Raw genomic sequence first — 15894 nt, 5'->3', positions numbered from 1 at the left:
TTATTCGTTATGTTTGATTTTAGTGAAAAAAATGGTACAAGTAAAGAAAAATCGGTCAAGGAAGTTGCATTCTAAGCGTATCAACAGTATCATGATGATGTATTGAACTATTGCTTTACTAATGTTAATAATAGTGATGGGTCAATTCAATTGATTAACTTATATCTAAATGCAAGAAGTCCTATAAGTAATCAGTTTACATAATTCTCTAAACTAAAAGGCTCGAAGGTAGATCCTTCGAGCCTTTTTGCTTACTATTTTTATGCCATTGAATCCCATGGCTTGATTGGCGTAGCTGCGCCTTCGGCAAGCTTAACCAGTTCTGCTGGCAAGTATTGCTTCTTAACCACTACTTTAAATAAATATTCGTCGAACCACTTGTCGTCCATTACAAAGTAACCATTCTTGCCGACCTTAGTGCCCCAAGAATTTTCAACTTTCCATTGACGTGGCTTACCAGCAACTACATCAACCCCCACCAAAGTCATGGCATGAGTTGAGCCACTAGCCCCCGTCAACAAGCGAGCTTTTTTATCTAATTTAGTTTCAATACCCAAAATCGTATCCGTTTGATACAAATCAGCAGCTAAGATTCCTGCTTGACGATCGCTAGCCTTGCCAACGTCACAGCCAAACCACAACGTTTCACCAGCCTTCAACTGTTCAATGGCGGCTTGTTTTAAGACATCGATTTTAGCATTTAAGAACTGCACTGGTACGCCACCAACGACATTGTCTTCAAATGGCAAGCCATAAAGATGATTGAATTCGTGATCAGGTGCATTAAATACGACTACATAATCATCAAGATCATCAGTAAAGTATTCATGGAAGAAATCAAGTGGTGTTAAATCCTGCTTGAGTTGATATTGACCATTATCGTCTTTGTATTCCAAGTCGAATTTTTCAACTGGCTGACCAAAGGCGATTACTGCCATCCGGTAGACTTCACTCAAGAAGGCTTGACGCTTGGCTTCAACTGCATCATGGTCGCCTTTTTGACTTAATTCGCGCAAAACTAAGGCATCTTCGCGCAATTTCATGTTCAAAGCTTGGTTAAAGGCTGCGGTATTATTAGCAGTAAAGCTTTCAGATTGGGCATAAGCAGGTACTAAGCCATACTTTCTGATCAGCGAAACTGCCATATGCCATTGACCACCATCAGTGTCGGGTGCCCGCAAGTAGCTTTGCACTAACCGATCATCAAGCGGTTCATCAGCCGTTTCCAAGATCCGATCAAAGAAAATATTTGCTCTTTCAATTCGATCCCAGAAAAACAAGTAGCTTTGTGAAAATAAAAAATTCTTAGCTTGATACTTCTTAGCAAATTCATGACGCAATACGTTTAACGCTGCAAACAACCAGCAGCGGCCTGATTGCTTTTGATCCGTCACATTGTCAGTGGGAATTTCAATTGAAAAAGTACGATTCAAGCGATCAACAGCTGCAGTATTGTAGCTGGCTTTTTGCACGCCATTGGTAACTACTGCTAATTCAGCCACGTGATTTTGTGCTTGACCAGCATAATCTTTCTTAAATTGTTTAATTTCATCTAATGATAATTGATGTGCCATACTTACCTCGTCTATTCGTAACTTTGCGCAACCGCTTCGTAATGAGCCACTTCGTCGTCTGCACAACGAACAAAATGACCTGGACGAATTTCATGCATCGTCCGCTTTTTACCATCAAATTCTTCTTTGTTGGCATCATAAGTCAAACGTTTACGACTGCGTTCAATTTCTGGATCAGGAATTGGGACTGCTGAAATCAAGCTCTTCGTATAATCATGCAAGGGATGATCATAGACTTCATCAGCTGGTCCTACTTCTAGCAACTTGCCGAAGTGCATTACGCCAATTCGATCTGAAATAAATTTTACCATTGATAGGTCATGCGCGATAAATAAGTAAGTTAAGCCCCGCTTTTTTTGCAATTCAATCATCAAGTTGACCACCTGAGCTTGAATCGAAACATCCAAGGCTGAAATTGGTTCATCGGCTACGATAAATTTTGGTTTAACGGCTAGTGCACGCGCAATTCCAATTCTTTGGCGCTGACCACCTGAGAATTCATGAGGGAACCGACTAGCATGGTTTTTATTAAGTCCCACTGTTTCCAGCAATTCTTCAACCCGCTTTCGGCGCTCGTCCTTATCCTTAACTAGGCCATGGATGTCGAGACCTTCCGCAATAATGTCCTCAACTGTCATTCTTGGATTCAAAGAAGCATACGGATCTTGGAAGATCATCTGCGCTTGACGGCGGAAAGCCAATTGGTCTGAGCGAGATTTTAATTTAGCGACATCTTGACCATCGAATAAAATTTCACCCGAGGTTGGATGATACAATTGCAAAATTGATCTTCCAGTCGTCGTCTTACCCGAACCGGATTCGCCTACCAAACCAAAAGTTTCACCTTCATAAATATCAAAGCTTACATCATCGACGGCTTTGGTGGTATGACGTCCATTTTTAAAGTATTGCTTCAAATGCTTAACTTGCAAAAGTGCCTTCTTTTCAGTCATCTTATTCCCCCTTATCCGCTGATGCTTGCATTGCTTTAAACTTCTTCCACCGGCGTTGAATTTCCAATGGTGGCTCTACTTCTGGTGCTCCCGGTGCGAGCAGCCAAGTGGCCGCAAAATGTGTTGGCGAAACTTGGAAAAATGGTGGCTTGCGTTCGACATCAATGCGCATCGCATAGGCATTACGTGGTGCAAACGGGTCGCCTTTAGGTGGATCCAGCAAGTCTGGAGGCGTTCCCGGAATTGCTTCAAGCTTTTCGCTTTCCAAGGTTGGCATCGAATTAATCAAGCCCCATGTATACGGGTGTTGTGGATTATAGAAAATATCGTCAACCGTACCATATTCCAAAAACTCTCCGGCATACATTACGGCAACGCGATCAGCCATGCCCGCAACCACGCCTAAATCGTGCGTAATAAAGATAATCGAAGTCTTTACCCGCTTTTGTAAATCTTTCATCAAGTCCAAGATTTCTGCTTGTACGGTTACGTCTAAGGCTGTAGTTGGCTCATCCGCAAGTAAAATTTCCGGTTCACAGATCAAGGCAATCGCAATGACAATCCGTTGGCGCATCCCACCAGAGAATTGATGCGGATATTGATTAATTCTTTCTTCCGCATTCGGAATCCCTACTGCCTTCATCATTTCCAAAGCCTTTTTCCAAGCTTCCTTTTTGGAAACGCCCTTGTGCTTAATCAACGGCTCTGCAATCTGTTGGCCAATTTTCATTGTTGGGTCGAGCGAAGTCATCGGATCCTGGAAAATCATCGCAATCTCATTACCACGAATCTTTTGCCATTCTTTTTCTGACAAGCTAAGCAGATTTTTACCATGAAAATTAATCTCGCCACCCATTACCTTGGCGTTTTTGGCTAATAAACCAATAATGGATCTTGTAGTAACCGACTTACCTGAACCGGATTCGCCGACAATAGCTAAAGTCTCGCCTTGATTCAAATGGAAAGAAACGTCACGGATGGCTTTAACTTCACCAGCATAAGTATGAAAGTCAATTTTTAAATTTTTTACATCTAAAATTCTCTCTGGCATGTAAGTCTTCCTTTCTATTTCTGTCCTCTAGGGTCAAAGGCATCACGGAGACCATCGCCCAATAAGTTAAAGGCAATCATTAAAATACACAAAACGATGGCTGGATACCACATTTGATATGGCAAGAATTGGAAGTTCTTTTGCCCTTCGTTAAGCAATACCCCAAGCGAGGTTTCTGGTGCAGTAATTCCGATTCCGATGAAACTTAAGAAAGCTTCAAAGAAGATTGCCGAAGGGATCGTATACATCGTTTGAATAATAATGATGCTGGAAAGATTTGGCACCAAGTGCTTCCACGCAATTTTCCAGCCTGATTCACCAAGTGAACGAGCCGCCAAAACGTATTCTTCATTTTTTAAACTAAGCGTTTCTGCCCGTACCTGCCGTGCCATCGTTGTCCAACTGGAGATGGCGATCGCTAAAATAATTGAAGTAATTCCTGGGTGCAAAACCACTAACATCAAAACTACGATAATCAAGTTTGGTACGGAAGAAATGATTTCAATGATTCGCTGCAGGACGTTGTCTACGCCACCGCCTTTCCAACCAGAAACGATTCCGTAAAACACCCCAAGCGTAAGGTCAAAGAAGGCTGCCACCAAAGCAACGATCAACGAAACTTTAGTACCATAGATAATTCTTTGAGCTAGCGAGCGGCCAAGATAGTCAGTTCCGGCAATAAAGTACTTATCCTTAGGAACGTTGTTTTGGGCATAGGCATCAACCCATTGACCATTTTGCTTAATTTTGCCATTTAAGCCATTGATCGCATCAAGGCCAGGAACTTTCGCTGGCAAGTTAGCATATTCTGGATGCGATCTAACCAAGGTACTCTTATTGATAAAAGGCGTTGAGCCAAAAGCTACCAAAACCATCAAAATAATGACAACGGCAGAAATAACTGCTGCCTTGCGCTGCTTAAACCGTAGCCAGACATTTTGTCCAAAAGAGAGCGAAGGTCCAGAAATCTTTTCGTTGTCTTGCGCAGCGCCTTCTGGTAATGGTTCAAAATCTTCTGGGGTTAAATTAAGGTCTTTTTCATCCATTTACGCTTCGCCTCCTGCTAATCTAATTCTTGGATCAATTAATCCATAAATAATATCAGTAATCAATAAAATTACCACTAAGCCAATACAGTAAACCATGGTTACCCCCATGATCGTTGGGTAGTCATTGGTCAAAATCGATTTAACGAACTGTTCCCCAATACCAGGAATGTTGAAGATATTTTCAATTACCATTGATCCGGTCATCAAAGCCACAGCATAAGGTCCAATCAAAGTAACCAACGGAATAAAGGAATTCCGCATTGCGTGCTTGCGAATTACTTCCATTCGACTTAAACCTTTAGCTTTACCTAATTCAATGTAGTCGCTACTGAGCGTATCAACCATGCTGGTACGAATAAACCGCGCTGTTTCCGCCAATGGCCCCACTGACAAGGCAATGGTTGGCAAAATCGTTTGGGAGAAATCACCCCAACCGGCAATTGAGAACCAACCTAGCTTTAAACCAATGTAGTATTGCAATAAAACCGCCAAAACAAAGTTAGGTACACTCTTACCGATAATGGCGATGACCGTGGCAGTTGAATCAACCCAGGTTCCTTGTTTCATGGCAGCAATTGAGCCAATAATTACGCCCAAAATTACGCCGACAATCAATGCCTGCAATCCTAATTGTACGGAAGCCCCTAATCTCGCTGCTATCAAGCTAGACACTGGTTGGTTACTGTATTGGAAACTAGTCCCAAAGTCGCCATGGAGCATCCCACCTAGATAGAGCAAATATTGCACAATTAATGGTTTATTCAAGCCATATTGTTCATTCATGATATGAATCTGTTGTGGGGTCAATTTTTCTTCATTGGCATATGGTGAACCTGGCATGAACTTCATCAAGAAGAAAGTGATCGTCGCCACAAGAAACAAAGTGAGAATCATGTAAAATATTCGTTTTAATAGATACTTTGTCATAAATCCGGCTCCCTCGTATTAATGTTACATTTTTGTTTTAAGTTTTTTGTTATTATAGCAAATTTCTTACTATTAGTCAGTTATCGACCATTCATAAAAAGAAAAAGCAGCGATCACTGCTTTTTCTTCTTGCTATTTAGCTACGTAAGCTGACTTAAAGTTATAGTTCAAACCAGCTCCATTGTAGACGATACCCTTGATTGAAGGACGAACGAGCCATGCTTCAGTCTTGTAGTAAAGTGGTGAAATACCTTGTTCCTTAAGCAAGATCTTTTCAGCTTCCTTCAAGTCGTTCCAACGTTGAGTTTCGTTACCAGTAGACTTAGAATCAGCTACTAATTGGTCGAACTTAGCATTTGACCATTTACCGTTGTTGTTAGCATTCTTTGAAGTAAAGAGGTCGATGAAGGAAATTGGATCCGCAAAGTCGGCAGACCAACCAGAAACAACGATATCAAAGTTACCATTGGTTGAACGGTTCAATCTCGTCTTAAATGGTACGTTAGCAACTGATACCTTCAAGCCACTAAGGTTTTCTTCCAATTGACTTTGCAAAGTTTCGGTCGTCTTTTGACCAGCATCGGTATCGTCTGACAAGATTGAGAAGGACAAGCTCTTGACGCCTAATTCCTTAAGTGCCTTTTGGAAGTACTTCTTAGCTTCGCCAGGATTGTATTGGTTAAATTCCTTGTCGCCAACCACATCTGACCAATCTTGACCACCGTGGTTAACTACGCCCTTGGCAGTAAGGCTAGTTGCTGGAGTGTTAGAACCACCAAGCGCATTCCCTAAAGCCTTACGGTTGATTGACATTGAGATGGCTTTACGCAAGTCTGCGTTTTGGAACATCTTCCGCTTTTCATTGAATTGTAAGTAGAAGGTGGCTGCCGTATCTCTCAAAGTGTAGCCAGGGTTGCTCTTTAAGTTCTTAGTTTGTTGTGAGTCAAGCATAACCGCATCAAGCTTGTTTGATTGGTAAAGGTTGTAAGCCGTTGATGGCGTCTTTTGGACGGAGTAGTTAATCGCCTTCAACTTAACTGCTGACTTGTCCCAGTAATTAGGGTTCTTAACTAACTTCCAAGAAAGGTTAGAGCCTGTCCAGCCCTTTTGAACGAATGGACCGTTGTAAACCATGTATTTAGAAGCGGTACCGTACTTATAACCGAATTTTTGGACGGCTTTTTCTTGTTGTGGGAAAAATAGTGGGAAGCCCATTAACAGCTTGAAGTATGGGATTCGCTTGTCCAAACGAACAACTAACTTGTAGTCGCCTTGTGCTTCAACCCCTAAACTGTTAACAGGAGCCTTACCAGCAGAAATTTGCGTAGCGTTGTGGACGCCTTCGAACAAGTAGGCATATTCTGAAGCTGTCTTAGGGTTAACTGTACGACGCCAAGAGAAGACAAAGTCTTTAGCTGTAAGTGGCGTACCATCTGACCACTTAGACTTTCTTAAGGTGAAAGTCCAAGTCTTACCATCTTTAGAAACTTGGGTCTTGGTTGCCAAAGCATTTTCAACTTTATCATTTTCGCCTAAACGGTATAAACCTTCTTCGACGTTACCAAGTTGATTCATACTCGTAACATCGGTTGCCTTAGAAAGGTCCATCGTTGGGATTTCTGCATTTTCGATCCAATTAACAACTTGCTTAGCATTTGATGAAGAACTGCCACTCTTATTTGAACCACAGGCTGCTAAGACTGAGGCTGACACAAGAGCAACTGCGCCAACGCTAAATACTTTTGTAAGCTTCATGGTCATTACTCCTCTCATTTATGAGAATTTTATTGCTTTTTAATTGTTATCAAGTATATTCCCGATAAAATTAAAAGTCAAATAAAATTTTTATTTTTATTGTAAATGATATTCTTACACCTGAGTAAATCCTTTTTATATCAGTAATCTTAGCCTGAGAAAAAACAAAAAAAGAACGAACTTCTCAGATCGTTCACAATATAGCCTATTAATTTTTATTTATAATTTGGAGCTTCTTTAGTAATTTGTACATCGTGTGGGTGCGATTCGCGCAAACCAGCATTAGTAATTTGCACAAATTGCGCCTTTTCAATTAATTCTGGAATGTTAGCTGCTCCGCAGTACCCCATACCTGAACGCAAACCGCCGTCAATTTGGAAGATAACGTCAGAAACATCGCCCTTGTATTCAACGCGGGCTTCAATTCCTTCTGGAACCAACTTGTTAGCTTCGTTAACGCCACCTTGGAAGTAACGGTCGCTTGAACCATGAGCTTGCGCCATCGCACCAACTGACCCCATGCCGCGGTATGCCTTGTACTTCTTGCCTGCAACTTCGAATAGTTGGCCAGGAGCTTCTGTCGTTCCTGAAAGCATACTGCCAAGCATTACGGCATTACCACCAGCAGCTAACGCCTTAACGACATCGCCTGAGTACTTGATACCACCATCGGCAATAATTGGCTTATTGTATTCACGAGCAGCAGAAGCAGCATCATAAATTGCCGTAATTTGTGGAACACCAACGCCAGCTACGATTCTCGTAGTACAAATTGAACCAGGTCCAATTCCTACTTTAACGACATCAACTCCAGCATCAAACAAAGCTCTTGTAGCATCCCCAGTAGCAACGTTACCAGCAATTAAAGTTTGCTTTGGGAAGTGATCGCGAATTTCCTTGATCTTGCGCAAAACTCCAGCAGAGTGACCATGAGCAGTATCGATCACGATTGCATCTGCACCAGCTTCAAGCAAAGCTTCAGCTCTTTCAAACGTATCGCTAGTAACGCCTACGGCAGCTGCAACCAATAAATGATTATCCGCATCAACTGCTGCCTTAGTAGCACTAGCTGGTACAACTACGCTCTTAACATTGGCAACTTCACTGGCTTGTGCTTGAATCGACATGTTCTTGTGGATTACGCCAAGACCACCTTGAAGCGCCATGGCAATTCCCATTGCTCCTTCAGTAACAGTATCCATGCCGGCACTGATTAAGGGAATATGCAATTGCAAATTGTCGGCTAACTTAGTACTCAAATCAACTTCGTTAGGCAACACGTGACTTTCAGCCGGAATCAACAACACATCGTCAAAAGTTAACCCCTTTTTGGCAAACTTATTTTCCCAATTTGACATCCAAAAGCTCCTTTTCTATTTTCAAAGCAACGATAAATTAGTTTTACTTTACTAGTAGTTAAGCTATTGGTCAAGAGAAAAACCGTTCGACTTAATGATAATTTTCACTCCGGCAAAATATCCCTTAAACATTCCATTCTGCTAGGAATTTTGCTACGAACTCTTTCATATATTCTGTCCGTTCATGGGCTTCTTTTTTTCCACCAGCGGTATTCATCAACTTTTCCAGCTTAAACAGCTTTTCGTAAAAGTGATTGATCGTAGTTTCTTCATGCTCACGATATTGATCATGGCTGACTAATTCGGCTGGCTTGATTGTTGGATCATAAATCAAATTGCCATGTTTGCCACCGTAGGTAAAAGCCCGTGCAATACCAATTGCACCCAAGCTCTCAATCCGGTCGGCATCCTGGACATATTGTCCACTCATTGGCAGTTGGTAGTGATGTTCAATATTTTTCGAAAATGACATGTGAGTCATAGTAAAAATAATATCTTGGATTTCTAAATCTTCAAAGCCAACTTCGGCCAATAATACTTTGATTTTGGCTAAAACGCCTTCTGGATCGGCACATACTTTTTCATCAATTGTATCATGCAAATATCCCGCACATTGGATAATAGTGCTGATGCGACTAGTTTCACTAGCTTCAGGATGATCCGCCAGATACATTTTCAAGGCTAGATGCGCTACGCGTTGACCATGGTAAAAATCATGTCCCGTTTTTTCATTTTGTAGTTGTGCTTTAACAAATTCGATTACTGCTTCAATGTTCATAATTAATCCTATTCCCCTTTGGTCAAAAACATCGCTTCCGCTTGATTTAAGCTGCTTCCCAGCTCGATAGTTAAAAAGCCATTGTATTGATACAATAGCTTTTCTTTCATATTAATTATAAATTATGTGCCAAACTCTGTGCCATGTCCATTAATTAAATCAATCATGCGTTTATTAACATCTCGATCGATACCTGCATCAACAACTATCAGCAAATTGGCTGAAATATTTAAAGTCAATTCAAATTATTTTTATCAAGATTTCGATGAGACAAATATTTTTCGCTATATAACTGAGGTTCTTCATAATCATTATTTTAAAACTGAGCTTTCACAAGATAACCTGCACCAAGAAATAGTCAAATGGTTAAAAAGCCCTTTTCTTCCTTCCAAAACCAAATTTGCTTCAAATAGCATTCACACTCCTGATCAGCTCTATTGTGACGAAAATGGAACTATCAAACCTGAGTTTAAAGACTTTCCTATTACTGATAAAATTTCGAATTTTTGGCAAACAGAATTTAAATTTCTATATAATGACCCACAAATTATTTACTTTTCAGAATTTAGTAGTAAATATTCATTTGAAGAACTATTAGCAAATAAGATACATAATCACGCACTCTTCATTTCAAACAAAATGCTTTTAGATGCATTAATTGAAAGTACTGCCAATATATCTGAAAAAATGAAAGAAGTTATTTATGATTATAGAAATGGAACACAGAGTTATGATGCTATAATTGAAAATACTGAAATAGCCATATCTAATTTATCTACACTATTAACTTCGTTAAAAGCGGGAAAAAATATTGATAACTAAAAAAGCTTACTACCATAAATTTGGTAATAAGCTTTTCTTTTACTATTTTGGCTGTATAATTTTTCCTGTTGATGAATATCTATGATATCCTATCGACAGGATTTTTTATTGCGTAAAAAAAGAGGACATAGCCTCTCTTAACTTAAAAATCCTTCTTCGACTAATTCAATTAAGTTTACTTGGAGTTTTTGCTATGTCCTCTCTTAATGAGAGTATTAAATTTTCTCTCAATATTGAAGACCCTAATATTATTTTTTCTGATTATTTTAAAAAATGGATTAACGGCAAATATCATAATCTCTATCTAGCTGAGCTTATTCAACCGCATTGCCCTTACTGCCACTCCCCTAACCTTAAGCATAATGGCCATTATACTTCTAAGCGAAAAATACTTTCTGCTCTCACTGAAGATCGCTCAATGACCAGCATAGCTAGAGAACATAATGTATCTGTCAACACGGTTCAAAGGGTATTAGAATCCTGCTCTTCTAACTTTTATGATGATTTTGATCATCTACCTAGACACTTAGCTTTTGATGAATTCAGAGGTACAGGTAAAAAACTGCACTTTATTTGTCTTGATGGTAATACTCACAAAGTTGTTCAAATTCTTAGAACTCGTTTCAAACCTGATATTCTACGCTATTTTTACAAGTTCACCCCTAAAGCTCGTGCAATGGTTAAAACAGTAACTATGGATCTTAATTGTTACTATCCCTTAGTTGCTAGAGAATTATTTCCAAATGCTCAGATAGTTATTGATCGTTTTCACATGGTTCAAATGCTTACTAGATCGTTTAATATTTTTAGAGTTCAAATCATGAAGCAATTTAATAAAAGTGGCCGTGAATATAGGCTCTTAAAGTCTCCTTGGAAGCTTTATCTCATGAAGTATGACAAGCTTAATAGGACTACTCCATATTACGATAAAGACTATCTTACTCAGGAACATGTTGTCTTAGATGGTTTTAGCTCAACTTATTCTAATGGTTGTCTTGAAGGAGTTAACCGTAAGATTAAACAAATTGAACGTACTGCTTATGGTTATAGAAATTTTAGTCATCTCTTAATTAGAATTAGACTTGAAGAAAATATTGTAAAAGAAAAGGAATCAAGCAACTTTTTCTTCGTTGCTTAATTCCTCATTAAACTTATCCATCAACAGGATTTGCAAAAGAACCATTAATTTTCTTTCTTACGATTAATAGCTATACCAAAAATACCCAAAGCAGCTGCTAACAAGCCGATAATTGAAAGAAGCATACCCTTCTTTTCACCAGTTTGTGGTAATTTATCGCTATTGGTCTGACCAGCTTTAACCCCTGTAGTTGCAGCTTGAGCTACACCAGTTAAGCCGTTTTCTTTTTGTCTAGTCATTGGATCAGCAATTGATTTACCATTGTTTGGTTTATTATTATCAGTTGATGAATTCTTAATACCTGTCGCCTTAGTCTTACTCTTGCTTTCCTTTTGGCTTCGGCTATTATTTGCCTTTTTATCTGGCTCATCAGTAGGCTTAGAAGCATTGTCAGTTGGCTTTGACGTATCGGTATTATTGTCAGTTGGTGCAGTATTTGAATTATTTGAGTTATTGTCACTAGGATTTATTGGCACAATCGCACCTGAATTGTTACCACCATTGTTGTCATTATTACTGTTGTTATTGTTGTTATCGGATGGATTATTTGGTTTTTCAACTGGAGTTACAGTAATTTGACCAGAATTAGAAATTGTCGTGCCATTGAAATCTCTAGAATAAGTAACAGTATAAATTCCTGGCTTAGACAAATCATACTTTCCGTTAGCATCTGGCTTAACGGCTTGACCATCTTTAGTGATAGTTACCGTAAAGTCTTTAGCAGTTAGTTGTGCTGCAGTATTATCCATTCTAACTGCGCTATCGGTCTTTTGATCCCAGTAGCGATAATTAGTTGGATCAGCAACTTTATTAACCATAGTAGATGGATCCCAAGCAGTTGGTGCAGTTTTGGTTGTATAAGTTTCATCTTGATTAAGCAAAATTACCGGTACAACTTCAAAATAAGGATGTCCCTTAGTTTCACCTTCTACTGGATTACCATTTTTATCAACCACCTTTGAACCAGTTTTACTTAACTGATACATGTAATATGGCACTGGCTTGCCATTACTAAAAGCTACACTGAATCCATGTTTAGTTAGATAATCTTCATATTTATCAAGAAGTAAATACGAATTGGTATAGCTGCCATAGACCGTACTCTTGTTAGTTGGCGTGCTGTAATTATATATATTACCCTCCCAGAAACCATTCATGAAGTCTTCATCACGGTACACAGAAGGATCCAAAGTAAGTGCACCTGGATTATCTGGGTAGTCATGAGTATAATTGTTATTTCCTACATTAACCATTGGATAAATCTTGTCTTCTGGATATAATGGCGCATAAGTTGAAGATCTGACAACCAAATAACCAGTCCGTTGTCCATTTTTAAAAATCATAAATTCATTGTGATCATCAATCGTGGTAGTAGACTTCTTAGCAGTAGTGTTAAGCACAAATGGAATTACTAAATCGATTGCATCATTAGCTTTAACAGTTAGATTAACTGGCACCTCCCCTACGTAGCGCAAATCACCATCACGTGATTTAACCCCATCTAAAGTTTTAGTTAAAGAACTAATATCATAAGTATTTCCCTGTTTGCTAGTAACTTTAACATCACTTATTCTACTACCATCTGGAACTAAACTAGATTCTGGACGTCCTGCCTTATAAGGATTAAGGTAATCAGGCATTCTCAAAGTATAATTAATTGTCTGGTCTTTATCAGCATTGTTTTGATAGTAAAAATGAAACTCTAAACTATTTGGATCGTATGCACCAGCATCCTTATCTAATATGGAATTAAGCACGACTCCTTTAGGTTCATTCTTTTCTGCAGCATATGAACTAGCGTATTCCTTACCAGATGCATCCTTTGCAGTGAAGTAAATGTTATACTGTCCATCTTTAGATTCATTATAAATTAGTTTTGAATTTGTACCTTGAAGGTTAGGGTTGTTATAAAAAGGTGTATCAACTACTTTTTTACCATCATAGCTAGGTACAGTGGTAGATGGTGCAATTGGTGTTGTTGTATCAGTAGGATCAATTTGACCTTGAGTAGTAGTTTGCTTAGCTGCTTTAATTTTGGCTGGGGTTGCTAATTCTTGTCTACCATTATCTGTACTACCATTATCTGTAGGTTGAACAGGCCCTTTATTTGTATCAGTAGTTGCAGGCAAGGTATTAGCTTTAACCTGATTACTTGTTTGCATGAAAAACATTCCTAGACTAACTGAAGCTAACCCAATAGTTAATTTTCTTAAAGAAAAGCGGTTTTGCATTTCTTGTCTATTTTTGTTATCCATTAGTAAATCTCCTCGATTTCCATCACCGTAAAAATAACTAATATAATCTATACTAGAGATTATATATTTCAAATATCGGTACCTATTCTAGAATGATTATTTTAATTTGTCAAGCAAAAAAGGCTTGGTTTTATAAAATTCTTTAACAAGATTAACAAAAATGAATATTATTTTCTAGTTAATATATACGTATACCCAACTTATAAAATAACGCAAAAATAAAAAATATTGATACCAATGATTGCTCGTTACATATAATTTGCTTGTTATTTTAAATAGCAAAAATTGAATTAAATCCATTATTGTCTTTGTAATATCACTGCTATTTATTTTGTTAGTGCTTTCTATAAAATACAGGCTGTATAATTTTTCCTATTGATAAATATCTATGATATCCTATCGACAGGATTTTTTTATTGCATAAAGAAAGGGGCCATAGCCTCTCTTAACTTAAAATCCTTCTTCGACTAATTCAATTAAGTTTACTTGGAGTTTCTGCTATGTCCTCTCTTAATGATTGTATTAAATTTCATCTCAATATTGTTTTGCAAAATTAATTTCAATAATACGATGCACAAGCATTAAACATTTATAAACACTAGTATATCAACATTTTCGAGTGATCAAATAAATTTTTCTGACACACAGTTAATTTTCTGTGTCAAAATCTGTGTCAAATCTAAAAATAGCATCTAATTTGATTTATTCAAAAAGTGATAAGAAACCTGGTTTAATAACGATTTATTACTAATAAAATTTTCTATAAAAGCTGCTTCCCAGATTTGAACTGGGGACCTCCTCCTTACCACGGCGGTGCTCTACCTCCTGAGCTAAAGCAGCGCTTATATTATACACAAAAAAAGATGAATCATCATCTTTCACATGACAATTCATCTTAAAGAAATATCTAATTTATTTAACGTGTACCAAAGTGTACTTTCTCTTACCCTTACGGATAATTACGTATTTGCCATCAAAGGCAGCTGCTGGATCAACTACGAAATCAAGATCATCTTGACGTTCACCGTTAACATAGATCGCACCATTAGCCACATCTTCACGGGCTTGACGTTTTGATGATTCAATCTTAGTTTCTACTAAGAAGTCAACGATATTCTTAGCTTCGTTAGCAATTTCAGCACTTGGAGCTGACTTCAAAGCACCTTCAATTTGCTTGACTGAAAGTTCCTTGATTTCGCCTGAGAACAAAGCTTCAGTAATCATTTGTGCTTCTTTCAAACCAGCTTCGCCATGAACGAACTTAGTTACTTCTTCAGCTAACCGCTTTTGGGCAGCGCGCTTCCAAGGTTCCTTTTCAGTTTGTTCAGCCAAGGCCTCGATTTCATCACGGTCAAGGAAGGTGAAGTACTTCAAGTATTTAACAACGTCGCGGTCATCTTGGTTAATCCAGAATTGGTAGAATTCGTAAGGACTGGTCTTTTCTGCATCAAGCCAAACAGCGCCACCAGCAGATTTACCAAACTTCGTACCATCAGCTTTAAGCATCAATGGAATAGTTAAACCAAATGCAGGACGATCTGAGCCTTCTAACTTGTGGATTAAATCGATACCAGCAGTAATGTTGCCCCATTGATCGCTACCACCGATTTGCATTTGCACGCCATTTTCCTTGTTCAAGTGGTAGAAGTCGATAGCTTGCAAAATTTGGTAAGAGAATTCCGTAAAGGAAATTCCGTTTTCAAGACGGCTGGCAACTACATCTTTGTTGATCATGTTGTTAACTTGGAAGAACTTACCATAGTCACGCAAGAAATCCAATAGGTTCATATTGCCAAGCCATTCAGCGTTATTTCTGATTTCAAAGTTTTCAGTACCAAACAAGCGCTTCATCTGGTTAGTTAAAGCTTCTTCATTGTGCTTAACTTGTTCTGCAGTTTGCAAAGTACGTTCAGTCTTACGACCAGATGGGTCACCAATTGCACCAGTTCCCCCACCAATCAAAATAACTGGATGGTAGCCTGCCATCTGGAATCTCTTCAAAATCATGAAGGGAATCAAGTGACCGATGTGTAACGAATCCCCAGTTGGGTCAGTTCCACAGTACAAAGCCAAGTCATCATGTTCAGCTAAGTACTTGCGCAAACCTTCTTCGTCAGTTTCTTGATTGATCGCACCGCGCCATTTTAAGTCTTCTAAGATGTCGAATTTTGCCATAAAAAACCTCCAACAAAAAACGCCCCTCGAGCCTAAGCTCAAGGGACGACTAAATTTCA

12 protein-coding genes and 1 tRNA gene are annotated in these 15894 nt (G+C 38.7%); 2 read left to right on the top strand and 11 right to left on the bottom strand.

The genetic code is table 11. The features are described 5' to 3' along the window. Window positions 1–260: 260 nt before the first annotated feature. From BN52_RS02405 to BN52_RS02370, 8 genes are all read right to left on the bottom strand, one after another. Window positions 261–1574, bottom strand: a complete 1314-nt coding sequence (locus BN52_RS02405) for a C1 family peptidase (RefSeq protein ID WP_008472557.1) — start codon at window positions 1572–1574, stop codon at window positions 261–263. An 11-nt stretch (window positions 1575–1585) separates the two neighbouring features. Further along, the gene (locus BN52_RS02400) at window positions 1586–2527 is read right to left on the bottom strand and encodes an ABC transporter ATP-binding protein (RefSeq protein WP_008472556.1); all 942 of its coding nucleotides are present in this window, start codon (window positions 2525–2527) and stop codon (window positions 1586–1588) included. 1 nt (window position 2528) lies between these two features. Further along, window positions 2529–3578, bottom strand: a complete 1050-nt coding sequence (locus BN52_RS02395; protein WP_008472555.1) for an ABC transporter ATP-binding protein — start codon at window positions 3576–3578, stop codon at window positions 2529–2531. A 14-nt stretch (window positions 3579–3592) separates the two neighbouring features. Then, window positions 3593–4624 (bottom strand): ABC transporter permease, encoded by a 1032-nt coding sequence (locus tag BN52_RS02390; protein ID WP_008472553.1) that lies wholly within the window; start codon window positions 4622–4624, stop codon window positions 3593–3595. Continuing rightward, window positions 4625–5554, bottom strand: a complete 930-nt coding sequence (gene opp3b / locus BN52_RS02385) for an oligopeptide ABC transporter permease (RefSeq protein ID WP_008472550.1) — start codon at window positions 5552–5554, stop codon at window positions 4625–4627. A gap of 132 nt (window positions 5555–5686) precedes the next feature. Continuing rightward, window positions 5687–7309, bottom strand: a complete 1623-nt coding sequence (locus BN52_RS02380; protein ID WP_008472549.1) for a peptide ABC transporter substrate-binding protein — start codon at window positions 7307–7309, stop codon at window positions 5687–5689. Between the two features lie 215 nt (window positions 7310–7524). Then, entirely contained in the window at window positions 7525–8667 is a 1143-nt protein-coding gene (gene guaB / locus BN52_RS02375; RefSeq protein ID WP_008472548.1) for an IMP dehydrogenase, read from the bottom strand. Window positions 8668–8791: 124 nt separating this feature from the next. Next, window positions 8792–9445 (bottom strand): HD domain-containing protein, encoded by a 654-nt coding sequence (locus tag BN52_RS02370; protein ID WP_008472547.1) that lies wholly within the window; start codon window positions 9443–9445, stop codon window positions 8792–8794. 165 nt (window positions 9446–9610) lie between these two features. Between BN52_RS02370 and BN52_RS02365 the strand changes: the two genes are divergently transcribed. Continuing rightward, a complete protein-coding gene (locus BN52_RS02365) occupies window positions 9611–10267 on the top strand; it encodes a hypothetical protein (protein ID WP_008472546.1) in 657 nt (218 codons plus the stop codon). Between the two features lie 193 nt (window positions 10268–10460). Beyond that, complete coding sequence (locus tag BN52_RS02360; RefSeq protein WP_008472545.1) at window positions 10461–11405, top strand: ISL3 family transposase; 945 nt, start codon at window positions 10461–10463, stop codon at window positions 11403–11405. A gap of 44 nt (window positions 11406–11449) precedes the next feature. Here the strand turns inward: BN52_RS02360 and BN52_RS09585 are convergent, their stop codons facing one another. The 3 genes from BN52_RS09585 to tyrS all read right to left on the bottom strand — a co-directional run bounded on the left by BN52_RS09585 (window position 11450) and on the right by tyrS (window position 15835). Next, complete coding sequence (locus BN52_RS09585) at window positions 11450–13660, bottom strand: YSIRK-type signal peptide-containing protein (protein WP_008472543.1); 2211 nt, start codon at window positions 13658–13660, stop codon at window positions 11450–11452. Between the two features lie 767 nt (window positions 13661–14427). Further along, window positions 14428–14500: transfer RNA gene (locus BN52_RS02345), tRNA-Thr, on the bottom strand. A gap of 72 nt (window positions 14501–14572) precedes the next feature. After that, window positions 14573–15835: a tyrosine--tRNA ligase gene (gene tyrS / locus BN52_RS02340; RefSeq protein WP_008472542.1), complete on the bottom strand. Its 1263-nt coding sequence runs from the start codon at window positions 15833–15835 to the stop codon at window positions 14573–14575. Between the last annotated feature and the right edge of the window lie 59 nt (window positions 15836–15894).

The organism is Lactobacillus gigeriorum DSM 23908 = CRBIP 24.85, from assembly GCF_000296855.1.
GTDB classification, from domain to species: domain Bacteria; phylum Bacillota; class Bacilli; order Lactobacillales; family Lactobacillaceae; genus Lactobacillus; species Lactobacillus gigeriorum.
Note: the sequence above shows the minus strand (reverse complement) of the source record. Positions and strands in the feature narration are given on the sequence as shown.

Coding starts and splice junctions, on each gene's coding strand:
- BN52_RS09585 (WP_008472543.1), bottom strand. CDS start 13,660: ATGGATAACAAAAATAGACAAGAAATGCAAAACCGCTTTTCTTTAAGA.
- BN52_RS02400 (WP_008472556.1), bottom strand. CDS start 2,527: ATGACTGAAAAGAAGGCACTTTTGCAAGTTAAGCATTTGAAGCAATAC.
- BN52_RS02365 (WP_008472546.1), top strand. CDS start 9,611: ATGCGTTTATTAACATCTCGATCGATACCTGCATCAACAACTATCAGC.
- BN52_RS02380 (WP_008472549.1), bottom strand. CDS start 7,309: ATGAAGCTTACAAAAGTATTTAGCGTTGGCGCAGTTGCTCTTGTGTCA.
- BN52_RS02405 (WP_008472557.1), bottom strand. CDS start 1,574: ATGGCACATCAATTATCATTAGATGAAATTAAACAATTTAAGAAAGAT.
- tyrS (WP_008472542.1), bottom strand. CDS start 15,835: ATGGCAAAATTCGACATCTTAGAAGACTTAAAATGGCGCGGTGCGATC.
- BN52_RS02390 (WP_008472553.1), bottom strand. CDS start 4,624: ATGGATGAAAAAGACCTTAATTTAACCCCAGAAGATTTTGAACCATTA.
- BN52_RS02395 (WP_008472555.1), bottom strand. CDS start 3,578: ATGCCAGAGAGAATTTTAGATGTAAAAAATTTAAAAATTGACTTTCAT.
- BN52_RS02370 (WP_008472547.1), bottom strand. CDS start 9,445: ATGAACATTGAAGCAGTAATCGAATTTGTTAAAGCACAACTACAAAAT.
- BN52_RS02360 (WP_008472545.1), top strand. CDS start 10,461: ATGTCCTCTCTTAATGAGAGTATTAAATTTTCTCTCAATATTGAAGAC.
- guaB (WP_008472548.1), bottom strand. CDS start 8,667: ATGTCAAATTGGGAAAATAAGTTTGCCAAAAAGGGGTTAACTTTTGAC.
- opp3b (WP_008472550.1), bottom strand. CDS start 5,554: ATGACAAAGTATCTATTAAAACGAATATTTTACATGATTCTCACTTTG.